The organism is Achromobacter sp. Bel (assembly GCF_012928505.1).
Taxonomy (GTDB): domain Bacteria; phylum Pseudomonadota; class Gammaproteobacteria; order Burkholderiales; family Burkholderiaceae_B; genus Achromobacter.
On sequence record NZ_JABBJN010000008.1, the window covers coordinates 98244 to 117559 of the forward strand.

Annotated in this window: 16 protein-coding genes; 6 read left to right on the forward strand and 10 right to left on the reverse strand. The window is 64.9% G+C overall.

The annotated features are described in order from the left end of the window. Window positions 1-10: 10 nt before the first annotated feature. The 5 genes from thpD to HG262_RS07715 form a co-directional block, all read right to left on the reverse strand. Complete coding sequence (gene thpD, locus HG262_RS07695; protein WP_169270450.1) at window positions 11-937, reverse strand: ectoine hydroxylase; 927 nt, start codon at window positions 935-937, stop codon at window positions 11-13. A 19-nt stretch (window positions 938-956) separates the two neighbouring features. Further along, window positions 957-1361, reverse strand: coding sequence for an ectoine synthase (locus tag HG262_RS07700; RefSeq protein ID WP_169270451.1), 405 nt, complete (start codon window positions 1359-1361; stop codon window positions 957-959). Beyond that, window positions 1358-2665 (reverse strand): diaminobutyrate--2-oxoglutarate transaminase, encoded by a 1308-nt coding sequence (gene ectB / locus HG262_RS07705; RefSeq protein ID WP_105559999.1) that lies wholly within the window; start codon window positions 2663-2665, stop codon window positions 1358-1360. The genes HG262_RS07700 and ectB overlap by 4 nt, the downstream gene beginning before the upstream one ends. Window positions 2666-2790: 125 nt before the next feature. Further along, a complete protein-coding gene (gene ectA, locus HG262_RS07710; protein ID WP_169270452.1) occupies window positions 2791-3351 on the reverse strand; it encodes a diaminobutyrate acetyltransferase in 561 nt (186 codons plus the stop codon). After that, on the reverse strand, window positions 3348-3899 hold the full coding sequence (locus tag HG262_RS07715; protein WP_169270490.1) for a MarR family transcriptional regulator: 552 nt from the start codon (window positions 3897-3899) through the stop codon (window positions 3348-3350). Before HG262_RS07715 ends, ectA begins: the two co-directional genes overlap by 4 nt. 241 nt (window positions 3900-4140) lie before the next feature. On the opposite strand from HG262_RS07715, the gene HG262_RS07720 reads away from it, so the two are divergent. The 4 genes from HG262_RS07720 (at window position 4141) to HG262_RS07735 (ending at window position 10343) form a co-directional block, all read left to right on the forward strand. Then, the gene (locus tag HG262_RS07720; protein WP_348984371.1) at window positions 4141-5097 is read left to right on the forward strand and encodes a MurR/RpiR family transcriptional regulator; all 957 of its coding nucleotides are present in this window, start codon (window positions 4141-4143) and stop codon (window positions 5095-5097) included. A gap of 42 nt (window positions 5098-5139) precedes the next feature. Then, entirely contained in the window at window positions 5140-6480 is a 1341-nt protein-coding gene (locus tag HG262_RS07725; protein WP_169270454.1) for an aspartate aminotransferase family protein, read from the forward strand. A 154-nt stretch (window positions 6481-6634) separates the two neighbouring features. Then, the gene (locus HG262_RS07730) at window positions 6635-7639 is read left to right on the forward strand and encodes a TAXI family TRAP transporter solute-binding subunit (RefSeq protein ID WP_169270455.1); all 1005 of its coding nucleotides are present in this window, start codon (window positions 6635-6637) and stop codon (window positions 7637-7639) included. An 85-nt stretch (window positions 7640-7724) separates the two neighbouring features. Next, window positions 7725-10343, forward strand: coding sequence for a TRAP transporter fused permease subunit (locus HG262_RS07735; RefSeq protein WP_169270456.1), 2619 nt, complete (start codon window positions 7725-7727; stop codon window positions 10341-10343). Here HG262_RS07735 and HG262_RS07740 read toward each other — a convergent pair whose 3' ends face one another. The 5 genes from HG262_RS07740 to parE form a co-directional block, all read right to left on the reverse strand. Then, window positions 10344-11564 (reverse strand): DUF418 domain-containing protein, encoded by a 1221-nt coding sequence (locus HG262_RS07740; protein WP_169270457.1) that lies wholly within the window; start codon window positions 11562-11564, stop codon window positions 10344-10346. Beyond that, a complete protein-coding gene (locus HG262_RS07745) occupies window positions 11561-12205 on the reverse strand; it encodes a TetR/AcrR family transcriptional regulator (RefSeq protein WP_169270458.1) in 645 nt (214 codons plus the stop codon). Before HG262_RS07745 ends, HG262_RS07740 begins: the two co-directional genes overlap by 4 nt. Before the next feature lie 143 nt (window positions 12206-12348). Beyond that, entirely contained in the window at window positions 12349-14679 is a 2331-nt protein-coding gene (gene parC / locus HG262_RS07750; protein ID WP_169270459.1) for a DNA topoisomerase IV subunit A, read from the reverse strand. Between the two features lie 44 nt (window positions 14680-14723). Continuing rightward, window positions 14724-15320 (reverse strand): YcxB family protein, encoded by a 597-nt coding sequence (locus tag HG262_RS07755; RefSeq protein ID WP_169270460.1) that lies wholly within the window; start codon window positions 15318-15320, stop codon window positions 14724-14726. After that, entirely contained in the window at window positions 15320-17281 is a 1962-nt protein-coding gene (gene parE / locus HG262_RS07760) for a DNA topoisomerase IV subunit B (protein WP_169270461.1), read from the reverse strand. The genes HG262_RS07755 and parE overlap by 1 nt, the downstream gene beginning before the upstream one ends. Window positions 17282-17608: 327 nt before the next feature. Here parE and trxA point away from each other — a divergent pair, with 327 nt between their 5' ends. After that, window positions 17609-17935 carry a thioredoxin TrxA gene (trxA, locus tag HG262_RS07765; RefSeq protein ID WP_006218534.1) on the forward strand — a complete coding sequence of 109 codons (327 nt, stop codon included), beginning with the start codon at window positions 17609-17611 and terminating at the stop codon, window positions 17933-17935. A 117-nt stretch (window positions 17936-18052) separates the two neighbouring features. Further along, window positions 18053-19312, forward strand: coding sequence for a transcription termination factor Rho (gene rho / locus HG262_RS07770; RefSeq protein WP_006218533.1), 1260 nt, complete (start codon window positions 18053-18055; stop codon window positions 19310-19312). The last annotated feature ends 4 nt before the right edge of the window (window positions 19313-19316 follow it).

Below are 19316 nucleotides of genomic sequence, written 5' to 3' on the forward strand. Positions count from 1 at the left end.
AGGCGGCAGGTTAACCGCCCACCAGCTTCAAGGTATCCAGCGGCGTCACCGCCTTGAATCCCTTGCGGGTCGCGATGTGCTCGGGACGCGGCGTCAGCCCGTACTTGGGCGGATTCAAGGTGTTTTCCATGCTGTTGTAGACCATGAACACGTTGGCGCGCGGCCACGGCGAGATATTGCTGTTCGAGCCGTGCATCGTGTTGCAGTCGAAAAACACCACCGAACCGGCCTTGGCCGTCATCGAGCGGATGCCGCCCTGCTCGACCAGCAGTTGCAGGCTGACCGGATCCGGCACGCCGTATTCCTGCTTTTTCAGCGATTGCTTGTAGTGCTCGTTCGGGGTCTCGCCGACGCACGAGATGAACTGCCGGTGCGAACCGGGCACCAGCATCAGGGGGCCGTTGCAGTCATTGTTGTCGGTCAAAAGCACCGAGCAGCTGAGCGCGCGCATCGAGGGCATGCCGTCTTCCACATGCCAGGTCTCGAAATCGGAGTGCCAGTAGAACTCCTTGCCCTTGAAGCCCGGCTTCATGTTGGCGCGCGACTGGTGGATATAGACCTCGGACCCGAGGATCTGGCGCGCCACATTGACCAGCCGGGGGTCGCGCACCAGGCGCGACAGCACGGGGTTCAGCACGTGCACCATGAAAATGGAGCGCACGGCGTTGCTGCCGGGTTCGGTGATGGACTCTTCGCGCCGGATGATCGACGGGTCGCGCGTCATGCGCTCGACCTCGGTCGACAATGCGCGGATCTCGGCTTCCGAGAACAGGTTTTCCAGCAGGAGGAAACCGTCGCGCTCGTACTGTCCAACTTGCTCGCCGGACAAGGCGCTGGCGTACTGGCCGTCTTCATAGACCACGGGGTCCTGACGGGCAATGATGGCGGAACTTCGATCCGTACGTGACGCGTACGGATCCTGTGCAGGTGAGATCATGCGAACCTCCTTGTCTGTTTCAGGCCGCTTCGGCTTGGGCTTCAGGCAGGGCGTAAACGCCCTCTTTGTCATGCACTTCCTGGCCCGTCAGCGGCGGATTGAAGACGCAGATGACGCGCAGCGGCTCCTTGCCGCCGCACAGCCAGTGCTCGTCGTTTTCGTTCAGTGCGTAGACCACGCCGGGGCCCAGGTCGTACTTCTTGCCGTCGGCGATGGTCTCGATGGAACCGTCGCCTTCAATGCACCACACCGCTTCAAGATGGTTCTTGTAGTGAATGTGGGTGCGGCCGCCCGGGAAGATGGTGGTCTCGTGGAAGGAAAAGCCCATTCCGTCCTTCTTCAGCAGCACGCGGCGGCTGACCCAGGTGTCGGTGCGGACTTCATCGGCGGTGCCGATCACATCTTTGACGTTGCGTACGATCATTGGCGTTTTCCTCCAAATTTCAGGATTCGGGCAGACTGCCCCTCTTCTGCCAGCGCTTCGGCCACGCTGGCCTCGATCACGTCCAGGCCCTTGCTAAGCAATTCTTCCTCGATCGTCAGCGCGGGCAGCAGCTTCAGCACTTCATCGTGCGCGCCCGAGGTTTCGATGACGACGCCCTTCTTGAAGGCGTTCTGGGCGATGCGGTTGGCCAACGCGGGCGTCGCGTTGCACACCAGGCCCTGGATCAGGCCGCGGCCGCGCACCGACAAGCCGGCATTGGGATAGCTGTGGACCAGGTTTTCCAACCAATCTCGGACCTGACGCTCTTTGCGCTGGATCTCGGTGGTGAACGCCGTGTTGGCCCAATAGGTTTCCAGCGCCTGCGTCGCCGTGACGAACGCCAGGTTGTTGCCGCGGAACGTGCCGCTGTGGGCGCCCGGCTTCCAGATATCCAGTTCGGGCTTCATCAGCACCAGCGACATCGGCAGCCCGAAACCGGACAGCGACTTCGACAACGTGATGATGTCCGGGCGGATGCCGGCGGCCTCGAAGCTGAAGAACGTGCCCGTACGGCCGCAGCCGACCTGGATGTCGTCGACGATCAGCAGCATGTCGTGGCGCTTGCACAGCTTGTCCAGCTCTTTCAGCCAGCGCAGCGTCGCCACGTTGACGCCGCCCTCGCCCTGCACCGTTTCCACGATGACGGCTGCCGGCTTGTCCATGCCGCTGCTGGGATCTTCCAGCATGCGCTCCAGATACGCCATGGTATCCACGTCCGGACCGAAGTAGCCGTCATAGGGCATGAACGTCGTGTTGCCCAACGCGTAGCCCGAGGCCTCGCGGAACTTCATGTTGGCCGTCACGGCCAGCGAACCGCCGCTGACGCCATGGAATCCATGGGTGAACGAAATCACATTGGGGCGGCCCTTGACCTGGCGCGCGATCTTCAGCGCGGCTTCCACCGCATTGGTGCCGGTGGGGCCGGTGAACTGCAGCGTGTATTGCCAGTTGCGCGGCTTGAGCAGCACGCGATCCACCGTCTCCAGGAAACGCTTCTTCGCGCTGGTAGCCATGTCCAGACCGTGGACGACGCCATCCGACTGCACATACTCCAGCAGCTTTTCCTTGAGAACAGGATTGTTGTGGCCATAGTTCAGCGTGCCCGCGCCGCTGAAGAAATCGATGTACTCGGTGCCTTCTTCATCAATCAGCGTCGAGCCGCGGGCCTGGCTGAATATCACGGGAAACGACCGAATGTAGCCCCGCACCTCTGATTCCATCCGGTCAAAGATTTTCAAGTCCATATGATTAATCCTCCCTTTTCATCTGATAAGTCGATAGACGGCCAGCGTCCCTCCGGATGCGTAGACGCATTCGGATCGGCAAAACCATCCCGGTATTTCGATAGGTCCGCTAGGGTTGCGCCGCCCTACGGGGCGGGCAATGCGAACGGGCCTATCCTCAACAGCATCTCGTCGTCATGGTCCGCGCCTCCGAACAATTGCCGGTCGAAGAACGGCTGCTCGGATACGTGGGCGCCCAGCTCGCCGGCCAGGCCGGTGAAGCTGCGGCGCGATGCCTGGTTGTCAGGCCCCACCGTGGTTTCAAGATGACGAACATGCGCGAGCTGCTTGCGTTGCAAGAGTTCGCGAAGCATGGCGCGGCCCAACCGGTGGCCGCGTGCGCGGGCGTGCACCGCGACCTGCCAGACGAACAACACGTCAGGCCGGGCCGGGATCACATAAGCGGAGATAAAACCGTCGATACGTCCGCCGGCACTTTCGGCGATGACGCAGGTGTCGCTGAATTGCTCGCACAGGAGCAAATACGCATAGAGGGAATTCAGGTCGAGTGGCGGGCACTCGGAAATGAGGCGGTGGATGGTGGCGCCGTCTTTGCGATTGGGCAGACGCATCGTATGGGTCTGCGCGCGAACCGCCGGCGCCACGGCACTTGAGAGAGTTGGTGTATCCAGTTCGACTGTCTTCATGCAACGATTCCCGATTCTGGGGGTGCCCCGCCCGTGGGCACTTCAAGGATGGGCGACGCCACGTCACCGTGCGCTTCTGCGGCGACTGCCTGGCCTTCCTGCTCCATCAGCGCCACGATGCGTTCCAGCGATAGCGTGATCGTGGCTTGCTCGAGTTCAGGCAAGGCGTTCAGCGCGTCAGCCAGGTGCTTTTGCAGCGGCGACGGCGCGCCCTGCGCCAATTCCCGACCGGCGTCGGTGGCCGTGACAAACACGATGCGACGGTCTTCACGGCCGCGTTCGCGGCGGATGAACCCTTTGTCTTCCAAGCGATCCAGGATGCCGACCACCGTGCTCGGGCTGACGTGCATCTCGCGACTGATGGCAGTGGCCGTCATTGGGCCGTTGGCCATCACCGTGCGCAAGCACATCAGCTGGGGCGCGGTGATGTGACTGACCGCGGACAACTGGCGCGAATGCAATGCGATCGAACGCGTGATGCGGCGCAGGGCCCGCAAGATGCGCAGGTCGTACTGCTGTGTTGGATCGGATTGCGCGGGATGGCTCATGGAAATTAAGGGTTCGGTCAAATTGATTTCTACACAAATGATATGCGCCCGACTTATTCGAGTCAAACAAAAATCCCCTGCATGATGTAAATGAATGAACACGGAATTGCAGAAGATGACGGCAGGATTGCCGGACTTGGCACCGTTTCCCCTGGGACCGACGTCAATCGTTCGACCTAGTGAAAATCCCCATATAAAACATATGTTTTTTTAACAAGACAAGATATACCATTTGTTTTTTATGACAACACAAACCATGACCCTGCCCACCCACGTCGCCCAGTCCCTCCAGGAAAAACTGGAGTCGCTGCCGCCCGAGCTGCAACGCGCGGCGCATTGGGTCGCGGCGCATCCTGCTGAAGTCGGCTTGTGGTCCATGCGCCGGCAGGCCCAGGCGCTGGGCGTGGCGCCCGCCACCATGCTGCGTCTGGCGCGGGCGATTGGCTATGCCAGCTACGAGGCTTTCCGGCAGCCGTTTCAGCAAGCGCTTGCGGGCGCGGGCAACCCGGGGCTGCGCGACCGCGCCGCCGCCTTGCAGGCCGCGGCGGGCGCCCCTGGTGCGACCGACGCGACCGGCCATGACGTGCTGACCGGCTACCAGATCCAAGCCATAAGCTCGGTTTGCACCTTGAATCCGCCGGGCACATTCGACGCCGCCGTGCAGACCCTGCTGAACGCCCGCCAGGTCGGCTTCCTGGGCACCCGTTCGGCCTTCGGCATCGCATTCCAGATGCGTTATGCGTATCAGCTGGTGCGCCGCAACAGCGTGCTCATCGACGGCTTGGGCGGCGCGCCCGCCGAGCAGGCCGACAACCTGGGGGCCGGCGACGCGCTGATCGTCATCTCGCAGGCCCCGTACCCCACAGCCACGGTGCAACTGGCCCGCCAGGTCGCCCAGCGCGGAATCGCGTTGATCGCATTGACCGACGACCCGCTGTCGCCGCTGGCCGTCGAGGCCCGACATACGCTGCGGTTCGCGCCGCCCGACCGCGACGGCGTCCAGGCGCGGCCCGCGCGGCAAGGACCCGGCTCGTTCTTCCACACCACAGCGGGCCTGCTGGGCCTGGCGGAACACTTGATCGCGCGCCTGACTGCCCGCGGTGGCGCCGACGTCCTGAACCGCCTGACGGAAGTCGAAGAACGGCTGCGCGCCGACAACGTTTACTGGACCGCTCCCGCCTCGCGGCGGCCGGGCTGAGCGCTCCGCCTACCCCTCCAACTCACGCATCACGGAATTACCATGAGCCGAACCCATGTCCTGCATCGTTCCCTACGCCAGACGCCGCCTGTCGCCGTACGCGGCCAGGGCGTGTGGATCCACGACAGCGCCGGCCGCGCCTATCTGGACGGCTCGGGCGGCGCGGCGGTCTCTTGCCTGGGGCATAACCACCCCGACATCCAGGCCGCCATGCACGCGCAGATCGACGCGCTGGCTTACGCCCACACCAGCTTTTTCACGACCGACGTCGCCGAGCAGTTGGCCAACCGCCTGGTGGCCGATGCGCCCGAGGGCATTTCGCATGCGTATTTCGTCTCGGGCGGCTCCGAAGCCGTCGAGGCGGCGCTCAAGATGGCGCGCCAGTATTTCGTGGAAACGGGTCAGCCGGAACGCCGCCACATCGTGGCGCGGCGCCAGAGCTATCACGGCAACACCCTTGGGGCATTGGCGGTGGGCGGCAACGCTTGGCGCCGCGCCCAATTCGCACCGCTGCTGATCGACGTCGAACACGTCTCGCCCTGCTACGCCTATCGCGACCAGCGCCCGGACGAAAGCGCCGAGCAGTACGGCGAGCGGCTGGCGCAGGAACTGGACCAGGCCTTTGAAAAACTGGGGGCCGGCACGGTGATGGCTTTCGTGGCCGAGCCGGTGGTCGGCGCCACGTCCGGTGCCGTGACCGCGGTGCCCGGCTATTTCCGCCGGATCCGCGAAGTCTGCGACCGCCACGGCGTGCTGCTGATCGCCGACGAAGTGATGTGCGGCATGGGCCGCACCGGCACGCTGTACGCGGTGGAGCAGGAAGGCGTCGTGCCCGACCTGATCACGATCGCCAAGGGCCTGGGCGGCGGCTACCAGCCGATCGGCGCGGTAATGGCGCAACAGCGCATCGTAGACGCCATGCAGCAAGGCAGCGGCTTCTTCCAGCATGGCCACACTTACCTCGGCCACGCCATCGCTTGCGCCGCGTCGCTTGCCGTGCAGGACGTTATCCGTCGCGACAACCTGCTGGCGCGCGTGCGCGGACAGGGCGCGGGCTTGCGCCAGCGGCTGGAACACGCCCTGGGCGAACATCCGCATGTGGGCGACATCCGCGGCCGCGGGCTGTTCATGGGCCTCGAGCTGGTGCAGGACCGCGGCACGAAGCAGACGTTCGACCCCGCGTTGACGCTGCATGCGCGGATCAAGCGCGAAGCCATGGCCCGCGGCCTGATGGTCTACCCAATGGGCGGCACCATCGACGGCCGCCAGGGCGACCACGTGCTGCTTGCGCCGCCCTTCATCATTACCGACGACGAGCTGGATCAATTGACCGAACGACTGGCCGGCGCCATTGACGCCGCCATTGCAGCGGCCGGCGCGTAGCGCCCGCCTGCACGTGCGGCGGGAGGGATTCGCCGCGCGCCGCCCGCCATGCGGGCACGTGATGATTCGCACAGGACGTCCCGCAGGCTCGCGGGGCGGCCGACCGCCGGCAAAGACCGGCATATCACGGGGAAAAACCCCATAAGGAGTTTGCATGACCACGTCCGTCAAACATCCCTTGGGCCATCGCAACGCCTGGACGCTCGCCGCGGCCGGCTTGGCCACGGCATTGCTGTCCATGGCGTCGGCGCCCGCCGCCGCCCAACAGAAGTTCGTCAGCATCGGCACAGGCGGCGTCACTGGCGTCTACTATGCCGCCGGCGGCGCCATCTGCCGCCTGGTCAACAAAGACCGCGCCTCGCACGGCATCCGCTGTTCAGTCGAATCCACCGGTGGCTCGGTGTTCAATGCCAACACCATCAAGGCCGGCGAGCTGGACCTGGGCGTGGTGCAGTCCGACGTCGGCTTCAACGCCTACAACGGCGAAGGCCAGTTCAAGCAGGCCGGCCCCTATCCCAAATTGCGGTCCGTGTTTTCCATCCACCCCGAACCCTTCACCGTCGTCACGCGCAAAGACGCGAACATCAAAAGCTTCGAGGACCTGAAGGGCAAGCGCTTCAATGTCGGCAACCCGGGCTCGGGCACGCGCGCGTCGATGGAGGAACTACTGGCCACGATGGGCTGGACGATGAAAGACTTTTCGCTGGCCTCGGAACTGCGCCCCGACGAGCACGGTTCCGCCGTGTGCGACGGCAAGATCGACGGCTTCTTCTATGGCGTGGGCCACCCGTCGGCCAACATCCAGGACCCCACCACCAGTTGCGGCGCCAAACTGGTCTCGTTGACCGGCCCGGCGGTGGACAAGCTGGTCGAGAAGTACCCCTACTACGCCCACGCCACGATCCCGGCCGGACTGTATCCGAACAACCCTGCGGAAACCAAGACATACGGCGTCACGGCCACGTTCGTCACGTCCGCGGATGTGCCAGACGCCACGGTCTACACCGTCGTCAAGGCGGTGTTCGACAACTTCGACGACTTCAAGAAGCTGCATCCGGCGTTCGCCAACCTGAAGCCGGCGGACATGGTGAAGAACGGCTTGTCGGCGCCGCTGCATCCCGGAGCTGAGAAGTACTTCAAGGAAAAGGGCCTGCTCTAAAGCCCGGCCGGCGCGCGCTTGCCGCTCGCCAGGACACAACGCGCGCCGCCCTGCCGGCGCGCGCCATGACACGTAGGGGAATTTCATGACAAAAGAGCCGCACACGCCGGCCCCGGACCTGGAACAGCTTGTCGCCGACGCCGACCGCGGCGGCCGCACCGTGGGCGGCGTCGCCGGCGCCACGCTGGCTGCGGGCGCGCTGATCTGGTCCTTCTTCCAACTCTGGTACGCCTCGCCGCTGCCGTTCTCGTTCAACTGGGGCATTTTCAACGACACCGAGGCGCGCGCGCTGCATCTGGGCATCGCGATGTTCCTGGGCTATCTGGCGTACCCGGCCAGCAAGCGCTCCGCGCGCGACCGCATGCCCTGGTACGACTGGATCCTGGCGCTGGCCGCCGGCTTTTGCGGCAGCTACCTGTATGTCTTCTATAACGAATTGGCTGGCCGCCCCGGGCAGCCCACGCCGATGGATGTCGCAACCGCCGTCATCGGCCTGATGCTGCTGCTCGAAGTCACGCGCCGCGCGCTCGGCCTGCCCATGACCGTGCTGGGCCTGGTGTTCGTGGCCTACGCGTTGGCGGGCCCGTGGCTGCCTGACGTGCTGGCGCACCGAGGCGCGTCGCTCGAACGCCTGATGTCGCACATGTGGCTGACCACCGAAGGCGTTTATGGTGTCGCGCTGGGCGTGTCGGTGTCCTACATTTTCATCTTCGTGCTGCTCGGGTCGCTGCTGGACAAGTGCGGCGCCGGCAACTACATGATGCAGGTCTCGTTCGCGCTGTTGGGCCATCTGCGCGGCGGGCCGGCCAAAGTGGCCGTGGTGTCCTCGGCGGTCAACGGCCTGGTATCCGCCTCGTCGGTGGCCAACGTGGTCACAGGCGGCATCTTCACGATCCCCCTCATGAAGAAGGCCGGCTATGGCGGCGTGCGGGCCGGCGCAATCGAGACCGCGTCATCCGTCAATGGCCAGATCATGCCCCCCGTCATGGGCGCGGCCGCCTTCCTGATGATCGAATACGTCGGCATCCCCTACACGGACATCATCCGCCACGCGATCCTGCCCGCGGCGATCTCCTATATCGCGCTGTTCTACATCGTCCACCTTGAAGCGCTGAAGCTGGGCATCCAGCCGATGATGGCCGCAGGGCCCCCGCGCACGCCGCTGCAGAAGCTGGCGGGATGGGGCATGGGGATCAGCGGCACGCTGCTGGTGATGGGCGCGGCCTATTGGATCGGCACCGGCGTGCAGGCGGTGGCGGGTGCCGCGGCCATCTGGATCCTGCTGGCGATCCTGGCGGCGCTCTACCTGTGGCTGTTGCGCGTGGCCGCGGCGCATCCCGACCTGCCGCAGGACATCGACGTCCATCATCCCGTGCGCCCGCTACCCTGGCCCACCGTACGCGCCGGGCTGTATTTCCTGATTCCGATCGGCATCCTGGTGTGGTGCCTGAGCGTTGAACAACTGTCCGCGGGCCTGTCCGCTTTCTGGGCGGCGATGGCGATGCTGTTCCAGATGGTGACGCAGCGTCCATTGATCGCCTGGTTCCGCAAGCAGGACGCGGCCCCGGCATGGCGCCAGGGCTGGCGCGACGCCATCGGCGGCCTGCAGGACGGCGCGCGCAACATGATCGGCATCGCCATCGCGTGCGGCACGGCTGGCCTGATCGTGGGCGCCATCACGCTGACCGGCCTGGGCCTGCGCATGACTGCCTTCGTCGAACTGGTGTCCATGGGCAACGTGCTGCTGATGCTGATCTTCACCGCGCTGGTCTGCCTGATCCTGGGCCTGGGCATGCCCACGACCGCGAACTACATCCTGATGGCGACATTGATGGCGCCGGTGGTCGTGGAACTGGGCGCGCAGAACGGCCTGGTTATCCCGCTGATCGCCGTGCACATGTTCGTGTTCTATTACGGCATCATGGCCGACATCACGCCGCCCGTGGGCCTGGCCACGTTCGCGGCGGCGGCGATATCGGGCGAAGACCCGATCAAGACCGGCATCCAGGGGGTCACGTACGCCGCGCGCACCGCCATCCTGCCGTTCATGTTCGTATTCAACCCGGCCCTGCTGCTGATCGACGTCAACTATGGATGGGAGCTGGCGCTGGTCGTGGCGGGCGCGACGTTGGCGTCCCTGATCTTCGCCGCCGCCACCATGCGGTGGTTCCGTACGCGCTGCACCTGGGCTGAAGTGGGCGTGCTGCTGCTGGCGGCGTTCATGCTGTTCCGCCCCGACTGGTTCATGGACCATCTCGCGCCGCAGTACGAAAGCCGTCCCGCCGCCGACATGCAGACAATCGCCGCCGCCATGCCGGACAACGGCCGACTGATCGTGGTGCTGCGGGGGATCAATCTGGAAGGCGATGAGCTCACCAAGACCGTCGCCGTCGCCTTGCCCGCGCTGGAGGCGGGCGCCGATGCGTCGGGCGCCGGACGCCAGCGCCTGGCCGAGGCCGGCGTGACGCTGATGAGCCTGGGCGGCCAGACCCAGATCGGCGGCGTGCGGTTCGGCAGCCGCGCCCAGCGCTCGGGTTGGGAACAAGGCTGGGACGTGCTGGAAGTCAAAGCGCCCAATCCGCAGCGCTGGTCGGACCATTGGGTCTACCTGCCCGCGTTACTGCTGCTGGCCGGCATGTGGATGTGGCAAGGCAGGCGGGACGGCGGCGCCGCGGTCGGGCGGCTGCGCGCGCGCTCAGCCTGATCACTGCGCGCGCGTCCGCCGCCAGGGCGGCAACGCCCCGATGGTCAGCGCGCGCAGGAACCACTCCACCGGGCCATAGGCATGGCGCCGCAGCCACCATGCGGACAACGGCAACTGTGTCGCAAAGATGGCCACCGCAATGCCAGTGGCCGCCAGCGGCGACACCGACGCGAACAGCCGCAGGCCCCAGCCTGTGAACAGGAAGGCGCAAACGACGGACTGCATCAGATAGTTGGTCAGCGCCATCCGGCCCGCCGGCGCCAACCACGCGCCGACGAATCCAAGGGCTCTTGTCCGCAGGGCCAGCAGGAAGGCGGCGGCGTACGACATGCTGAGCAACGGCGCGGTCAGCAGGTCCGCCGCCAGCCCGGGCAGTTCCCAGGCAGCGCCGGCGAACGGCAGCGCCGAGGTGGCGTACAGCGCCGACCCGGCCAATCCGGGCAGCAGCCCGAAGGCGCACAGCAGCCCCAGCGCGCGCGGCTGTCGCCAAGGATCCGCCAGCGCCTCGCGCCGGCCCAGCGCGTAGCCAACCAGGAACATTGCAAAAACGAACGGCCCCTGCACGAACAGGACCATGAACCAGACGCTCTCGGTCAATTCCTTGATGTGCTGCGCGATCGTCGTGCCGATGGTGCCGCGGTAGGCCTCGATGGAGGCCAGCGCTTCCGCCTTGTATAGCGCCTGGTAGCCAGCGGGCACGGGGTCCAGGAAACTCAAGAACCCCAGGATGGCCCACACTGACGCAGCTACCACGATCAGCCACAACGCGACGCGCAGCGCGCGCTGGGGCGCCATCCCGCGGCAAAGCAGCAGCCCCAGGCCCAGCAGCGAATAGGTCAGCAAGATGTCGCCTTGGTAGAACAGCACTGCGTGCGCCGCGCCCAGCATCGCCAGCCCGGCCAGCCGCCGCAGGAAGCGCGGCGCAAAGGCCGCCTGGCTGCGCTCGGCCGCCGACATCTGCAGGGTGAAGCTATAGCCGAACAAGAAGGAGAACAGCAGATAGAACTTGGTCTCGAACAGCCACGCGATCACCCAGCGCACGGCCAGGTCCAACGGACTGGAATAGGCGGGGTCGGTGATACCCGCGCCATAGAACGGCGACGAGAACACGCCGATATTCACGATCAGGATGCCAAAGAGCGCAAAGCCGCGCAATGCGTCCACATGGGCCAGACGGCTGGCGGGTTGAGGGGCGGCATGGGACTGAGGGGCGGCGCTCATGCGCGGCCCTTCGCGGCTTGGCTGCGGCGCGGCGCGGGGCTTGCCGGCGTCGCGACGGGCGGCAGGCTGCGTTCCAGGGCCTGGTCCAGCAAACTGGCGGCAGCCTGGACACCAAAAGCGGGATCCACCACCGACCGGCTGTAGACGCCGTCCAGCAGCAGCAACAGTACGTCCGCCATCTGCGCCAACGGCCGTGGGGCATTCTGCCCTTTCCAGACCGTCTCCAGCAGCGTCAGCAAGCCGGCCTTGCGCTCGGCCTCGTTCGCCATCACCAGCGCATGCACTCGGGGATTGCGCACCGCCTCGGCCAGCACTTCCATGCCCAGACGCACAAACGCCGGATCCTGATACAGCGCCAGTTGCCCGTCGACCCACTCGCGCAGGGCTTGGCCTGCGTCCGGCGCCGCGCCCGCCTCCCGCATCCGCGACCGGATCTCGTCGGTGTCGGAGGCGATCAGCGCCTCGATGAGGTCGGCCTTGCTGGCGTAGTAATGGAAAAGGTTGCCGGGGCTCATTGCCGCCTGCTTGCAAATCTGCGCGGTGGACGTGGCGTGGAAGCCGTTTTCGGCAAAGCAGCGCGCCGCGGCCTCCAGGATGTGGAGGCGGCGTTCCTGCTGTTTGATGGGGTCGGTTTTGCGCATGGCCATTAATAGACTGATTGATCTATCTATTAAATAGCAGGCCATGGAATCCGGTCAAGAAAAAAGGCGGGCCATTCGGCCCGCCTTCCCTTATTGCCCTGCTGCACAATCGGGCAGTACCCGATTGCGGCTCCGAAGCGCCCTCACCCCAGCACGGGCGACAACACCGGCTGCTTGGGGCGCACATCCAGTTGGCGGCCCTTGCGCGCGCGTTTGCCCACATAGGGGGTCAGCGCCTCGCCGGCCAGGATGTCCTCGGTCACCTTATTGCGGTAGATGCCCGTGGCACGCAGGCCGTGGGCGCCAATCGGCACGGTCTGTTCCAATTTGTCCGAGGCGTCCAGGCCCATCAGGATCGTGCCGCGTCCGCCGCCCGACAAGGATTTGCACTCGTCCAGGCCGAAGACCAGGAACTTGCCCTTGGCCGACAGCAGCGCCAACTGCGTGGCGCCGTCGAACAGCGGCACCGGGCGCAGCATCTCGTCGCCCGCCTCCAGGGTGATGAACTGCTTGCCGGCGCGCTGGCGGCTGACCATGTCTGCCAGCTTGGCCGCAAAGCCGTAGCCGCCGCGCGTGGCCAGCAGCCAACGCGTATCCGGCGCCGCGGCGATGGTATGGACGATACGCGTGCCCGATTCCAGGTCGATCATGGTGGTGACCGGCTGGCCGTCGCCGCGCGCCGAGGGCAGCCCCCCGACCGGCACGGAATACACCCGGCCGTTGTCGCCCATCGCGATCAGCGTATCGGTGGTGCGGCATTCAAAGGCGCCGTACAGGTCGTCGCCCTGCTTGAAGCCAAATTGCGAGGCGTCGTGGCCATGGCCCTGCCGGGCGCGCAGCCAGCCCTTTTGCGACACGACGACCGTGACGGGTTCGTCCAGCACCTTGGTTTCCAGCACGGCGCGCTCGGCCGTTTCGATCAGGGTGCGGCGGTCATCGCCGTATTGCTTGGCATCTGCCTCGATTTCCTTGATCAGCAGGCGCTTGAGCGTCGCCGGATTGTCCAGCAGCTCTTGCAGCGACACTTGATCCTTGCGCTTGTCGGCCAGCTCTTGCTCGATCTTGAAGCCTTCAAGACGGGCCAACTGGCGCAAGCGCATTTCCAGGATGTCTTCAGCCTGGCGCTCGGACAGCTTGAAGCGCTCCATCAACGCGGCGCGGGGCTCGTCGGATTCGCGGATCGTCTGGATGACTTCGTCCACGTTCAGGTAGACCAGCATGCGGCCTTCCAGCACGTGGATGCGGTCGGTGACCTTGTCCAGGCGGAAACGCGTGCGGCGCACGACCGTGTTGGTGCGGAATGCCACCCATTCGACGAGGATGTCGCGCAGGCCCTTCTGGCGCGGCCGGCCGTCGGTGCCGATGCACACCAGGTTGATCGACGAACTGCTTTCCATGCTGGTCTGCGCCAGCAGCGTGTTGACGAATTCGTCGCGATCCACGCGCGAGGTCTTCGGTTCGAAGACGAGGCGCACGGCGGCGTCCTTGCCGGATTCGTCGCGTACCGCGTCCAGCAGGTTCAGCATGACCGCCTTGGCCTGCGTCTGCTCGGGCGTCAGGCTCTTCTTGCCCGACTTGACCTTGGGGTTGGTGATTTCCTCGATCTCTTCCAGGACCTTCTGGCCCGACGTGCCCGGCGGCAGTTCAGTGATCACCAGTTGCCATTGGCCGCGCGCCATTTCCTCGAACTGCCAGCGCGCGCGCACCTTCAGCGAACCGCGGCCCGCGCGGTAGATCTGCGCAATATCGGCGGCGGGCGTAATGATCTGACCACCGCCGGCGAAGTCGGGGCCGGGGATCATGGCGTGCAGCTCTTCGTCCGGCAATTGCGGGTGCTTGATCAGCGCCACGCAGGCCTGGGCCACTTCACGCAGGTTGTGCGACGGGATTTCGGTGGCCATGCCGACCGCGATGCCCGACGCGCCGTTCAGCAGCATGACGGGCAAGCGCGCCGGCAGCATCTGCGGCTCTTGCTGGCTGCCGTCATAGTTGGGCACGAAGTCCACCGTGCCCTCGTCCAGCTCGTCCAGCAGCAGTTTGGCGATAGGCGTCAGGCGGGCTTCGGTGTATCGCATCGCGGCGGCGTTGTCGCCGTCGCGCGAACCGAAGTTGCCCTGGCCGTCGATCAGCGGATAGCGCAGCGAAAAATCCTGTGCCATGCGCACCATGGCGTCGTAGGCGGCCTGGTCGCCGTGCGGGTGGTATTTACCCAGCACGTCGCCCACGACGCGTGCCGATTTCACGGGCTTGGCGCCTGCGGCCAGCCCCATGGCCTGCATGGCGAACAGGATGCGGCGCTGCACGGGTTTCTGCCCGTCGCCCACGTCGGGCAAGGCGCGGCCCCGCACGACGGAAACCGCATAGTCCAGATAGGCCTGCTCGGCGTAGCGCGCCAGCGTGATGGCCGCGTTGGCGTCGCCATCGCCGTCAGGCGGGGTGGGGTCGAACAAGCCGGGTTGATTGCTGTCGGTCATGATGGTTCAGGTAGACAAATTCATCGAAACGGCGTCAATGCGCCTCAAGCGGACGGCGCCAACTGCGTATCGGCGACGTGCGCGCGCAACTGGGCGCGCACCGCCGCCAACGTCGCGGCGTCCTGGCCGCGCTTGGGAATGATCACGCCCTGCAGGGTGCCCAGGATGACGTAAAGATGCTGCGGGGTTTCCTCGACCCGGCGGATATCGGACCACTCCATGCGCCCGGAAGCGCTGGTGGTCGTGTCCAAGATGCCCTCGGGCCCGAATTCCAGTTGATGCCGGCCCAGGAACAGGTCGTCGGGCTGCTTTTTCAGCATCCGCCGCGTATTCATCCTGACCAGCGGTGGCAGGGCGAACTCGTACGCCAGCGCCAGCAGCGCCAGGATGCCCAGCCCCACCGCCAGCCCCTCGAAGTACACGGGCAATATCCGTCCCCAGTCCGGCCCCTTGCCGTCCCAGGTCTGCCAGATCAGGTAGGCCAGCAAGGCCACGATCATCAGGACCGCGAAACGCAGATGGGACCGGTAGCGGCGGCGCCGCAATTCAGGCCGTTTGTACACGTAGGCCGCAAATTCCGCATAGTCGTCGGCCGTCATGTCGACGGTCATCCGGGCTTGCCCGGGCGTGGTGGACGTCATCAGATATCCAGCTCCGCCAGGTTGCCCTTCTCTTCGATCCAGGCGCGGCGTTGCGAAGATTCCCCCTTGCCCATCAGCATATCGAACATGCGGGTGGTGTCTTCGGGGGTCTGATCGCCGTAGCCCACGGGCAGCAGGCGGCGCGTGTCCGGATTCATCGTGGTTTCCCACAATTGTTCCGGGTTCATTTCGCCCAGGCCCTTGAAGCGGCTGACCGACCAGGCGCCTTCCCGCACCCCTTCCTTGCGCAGCTTGTCCTGCGCGGCTTCAAGCTCGCCTTCGTCCAGGCAATAGATCTTGCGGGCCGGGCGCTTGCCCTGCGCCGGCACGTCCAGACGGAACAGTGGAGGCTTGGCCACATACACGTTCCCGGCTTCGACCAGCTTGGGGAAGTGCTTGTAGAACAAGGTCAACAGCAGCACCTGGATGTGCGAACCGTCGACGTCGGCGTCGGACAGGATGCAGATGCGGCCGTAACGCAGGCCCGACAGATCCGGCGTATCGCCGGGGCCGTGCGGATCCACGCCGATGGCGACCGAAATGTCATGGATTTCATTGTTGGCGAAGAGCCGGTCGCGATCCACTTCCCAGGAATTGAGCACCTTGCCGCGCAGCGGCAGGATGGCCTGGAATTCCTTGTCGCGGCCCATCTTGGCGGAACCGCCCGCGGAGTCGCCCTCGACCAGGAAGACTTCGGTGCGGGTCGCGTCGCTGGATTCGCAATCGGTCAGCTTGCCGGGCAATACCGCCACGCCCGAACTCTTGCGCTTTTCAACCTTCTGGGCGGAACGCTGGCGCGCCTGCGCTTGGCGGATCGCCAGCTCGGCCAGCTTCTTGCCGTATTCCACATTGCTGTGCAGCCACAGGTCCAGCGCGCTCTTGGAAAAACCGCCCACCAGGCGCACAGCGTCGCGGCTGTTCAGGCGTTCCTTGATCTGGCCCTGGAATTGCGGGTCCAGCACCTTTGCCGACAGCACGAAGCTGGCGCGCGCGAACACGTCTTCGGGCAGCAGCTTCACGCCCTTGGGCAGCAGGCTGTGCAATTCGGCAAAGCCCTTCACCGCCCCGAAAAGGCCTTCGCGCAGCCCGGATTCGTGGGTGCCGCCGGCGGGCGTGGGGATCAGGTTGACGTACGACTCGCGCACGGCGTTGCTGTCTTCGGTCCAGGCCACCACCCACTGCGCGCCCTCGCCTTCGGCGAAGTTCTCGTGGTCGGCGCCGGCGTATTGCTGGCCTTCGAAGAACGGCACCATCAGTTCGGCGCCGGTCAGCGCTTCGGCCAGGTAGCCGCGCAGGCCGTCCTGGTATTGCCAGGTCTTCGCGTCGCCGGATTTCTCGTTGACCAGCGTGACCTTCACGCCGGGCAACAGGACGGCCTTGCTGCGCAAGAGGTGCGTCAGTTCGCCCAACGGGATGTTGGGGCTGTCGAAGTATTTCGCATCCGGCCAGACCCGCACGCGGGTGCCCGACTTCTTGCGGCCGCCCTCGCCGTACGGCGCCAGCGGCTCGGCGACATCGCCGCCCTTGAACACCAGCCGGTTAACCGCGCCGTCGCGCCACACCACCACTTCCAAGCGGGTGGATAGCGCGTTGGTGACGGATACGCCCACGCCGTGCAGGCCGCCTGAAAAGGCATAGGCGCCGCCGCCCGCCTTGTCGAACTTGCCGCCCGCATGCAGGCGGGTGAAGACCAGCTCCACGACGGGAGCGCCTTCTTCAGGGTGCAGGCCGACGGGGATGCCCCGCCCGTCGTCCTCGACGGACACGCTGCCGTCGATGTGCAGCGTGACCTGTATCTGTTTGCCGTAGCCGGCCAAGGCCTCGTCTGCGGCGTTATCAATGACCTCTTGCACGACGTGCAGCGGGTTTTCGGTGCGGGTGTACATGCCCGGGCGCTGGCGCACGGGCTCCAGCCCCTTCAGGACGCGAATGGACGCCTCGGTGTAACGTGGAGTGGCCAAGTTATCCCCAACATCTGTGGAAAAAAACCGACATTTTACGGATAAGCCTAGATTCTGCGCGGCTCCCAGTGGGATGCGCACGACCTGACCAGCTCCGAATTCGGTAGGATGATGACAGTCACAGCCAGCGCGTCAGGGCTCAATCACCCGAATCACGACGACTGCGCCGCAACATCCTACACAAAACCAGCAAACCCTGTTGTTATTAACAGTGGTATGCCTGTTGTTATTGACAGTGGTATGCTTTAATCCATTCCACATACAAGAACAACGGCAAGGCGCGTCCCTTTTTACGCGCCTTTTGCTGCCGAACCGAGAATCACCATCATGAGCGACCAAATCAAGAACGTCAGTGACGCAAGCTTCGATGCCGATGTGTTGAAATCCGGCCAGCCGGTGCTGGTGGACTACTGGGCTGCCTGGTGCGGCCCCTGCAAGATGATTGCCCCGATCCTGGAAGAAGTCGCCACCGAGTACGCAGGTCGCCTGACGATCGCGAAGCTGAACGTGGACGAAAACCAGGGCACCGCCACCAAATATGGCATCCGCGGCATCCCGACCCTTATGCTCTTTAAAGACGGCCAAGCCGCCGCCACCAAAGTTGGCGCGCTGTCGAAGTCGCAACTCACCGCATTCCTGGACGGCGCGTTGTAAACTGCGTGCTGTGAACGAAGGCGCCGCCCTGGAGGCGGCGCTCATTCAATACCGCGCGAGCCCGTCCGTGGCGCGCCGCCAGAGCCCTCCTTTACTTTTCCCCCACCAATCACCGCGATGCACCTCAACGAACTGAAGGCGCTGCATGTCTCGCAGCTGCTGGAAATGGCCGCTGGCCTGGAAATCGAGAACGCCAACCGCCTGCGCAAGCAGGAATTGATGTTCGCCATCATGAAACGGCGCGCCAAGCAAGGCGAGCAGATCTTTGGCGACGGCGTCCTGGAAGTCCTGCCCGACGGCTTCGGTTTCCTGCGCTCGCCCGAGACCTCGTATCTGGCCAGCACGGACGACATCTACATCTCGCCGTCGCAGATCCGCCGTTTCAACCTGCACACCGGCGACTCGATCGAAGGTGAAGTCCGCACGCCGAAGGATGGCGAGCGCTACTTCGCGCTCGTCAAGGTGGACAAGGTCAACGGCGTGGCGCCCGAAGCGATCAAGCATCGCATCATGTTCGAGAACCTGACGCCGCTGCACCCGAACCGGACGATGCGTCTGGAACGCGACATCAAGAGCGAAGAGAACCTCACGGGCCGTATCCTCGACGTCTTCGCCCCGATCGGCATGGGCCAGCGCGGCCTGATCGTCGCCAGCCCCAAGTCGGGCAAGACGGTGATGATGCAGCACATCGCGCACGCCATCACCACCAACTACCCCGACGCGGTCATGATCGTCCTGCTGGTCGATGAACGCCCGGAAGAAGTGACCGAAATGCAACGCACGGTGCGCGGCGAAGTGGTGGCGTCGACCTTCGACGAACCCGCTACCCGTCACGTGCAAGTGGCCGAAATGGTCATCGAAAAGGCCAAGCGCCTGGTCGAAATGAAGAAGGACGTCGTGATCCTGCTGGACTCGATCACCCGTCTGGCCCGCGCCTACAACACGGTTGTGCCGGCCTCCGGCAAGGTGCTGACTGGCGGTGTGGACGCCAACGCCCTGCAACGCCCCAAGCGCTTCTTCGGCGCGGCCCGCAACCTGGAAGAAGGCGGCTCGCTGACCATCCTGGGGACGGCGCTGATCGAAACCGGCAGCCGCATGGACGAAGTCATCTACGAAGAATTCAAGGGTACGGGCAACTCCGAAGTCCACCTTGAGCGTCGTCTGGCTGAAAAGCGCGTCTACCCGTCGATCAACCTGAACAAGTCGGGCACCCGCCGCGAAGAACTGCTGATCGCGCCGGACCTGCTGCAAAAGGTCTGGGTGCTGCGCAAGTTCATCCACGACATGGATGAAGTGCAGTCCATGGAGTTCATCCTGGACAAGATGCGCGCCACCAAGACCAATGCCGAATTCTTCGACATGATGAAGAAGAAGTAAGACA

Coding starts and splice junctions, on each gene's coding strand:
- thpD (WP_169270450.1), bottom strand. CDS start 937: ATGATCTCACCTGCACAGGATCCGTACGCGTCACGTACGGATCGAAGT.
- HG262_RS07730 (WP_169270455.1), top strand. CDS start 6,635: ATGACCACGTCCGTCAAACATCCCTTGGGCCATCGCAACGCCTGGACG.
- HG262_RS07740 (WP_169270457.1), bottom strand. CDS start 11,564: ATGAGCGCCGCCCCTCAGTCCCATGCCGCCCCTCAACCCGCCAGCCGT.
- ectB (WP_105559999.1), bottom strand. CDS start 2,665: ATGGACTTGAAAATCTTTGACCGGATGGAATCAGAGGTGCGGGGCTAC.
- HG262_RS07735 (WP_169270456.1), top strand. CDS start 7,725: ATGACAAAAGAGCCGCACACGCCGGCCCCGGACCTGGAACAGCTTGTC.
- HG262_RS07755 (WP_169270460.1), bottom strand. CDS start 15,320: ATGACGTCCACCACGCCCGGGCAAGCCCGGATGACCGTCGACATGACG.
- trxA (WP_006218534.1), top strand. CDS start 17,609: ATGAGCGACCAAATCAAGAACGTCAGTGACGCAAGCTTCGATGCCGAT.
- HG262_RS07725 (WP_169270454.1), top strand. CDS start 5,140: ATGAGCCGAACCCATGTCCTGCATCGTTCCCTACGCCAGACGCCGCCT.
- rho (WP_006218533.1), top strand. CDS start 18,053: ATGCACCTCAACGAACTGAAGGCGCTGCATGTCTCGCAGCTGCTGGAA.
- HG262_RS07745 (WP_169270458.1), bottom strand. CDS start 12,205: ATGCGCAAAACCGACCCCATCAAACAGCAGGAACGCCGCCTCCACATC.
- HG262_RS07720 (WP_348984371.1), top strand. CDS start 4,141: ATGACAACACAAACCATGACCCTGCCCACCCACGTCGCCCAGTCCCTC.
- HG262_RS07715 (WP_169270490.1), bottom strand. CDS start 3,899: ATGAGCCATCCCGCGCAATCCGATCCAACACAGCAGTACGACCTGCGC.
- ectA (WP_169270452.1), bottom strand. CDS start 3,351: ATGAAGACAGTCGAACTGGATACACCAACTCTCTCAAGTGCCGTGGCG.
- parC (WP_169270459.1), bottom strand. CDS start 14,679: ATGACCGACAGCAATCAACCCGGCTTGTTCGACCCCACCCCGCCTGAC.
- HG262_RS07700 (WP_169270451.1), bottom strand. CDS start 1,361: ATGATCGTACGCAACGTCAAAGATGTGATCGGCACCGCCGATGAAGTC.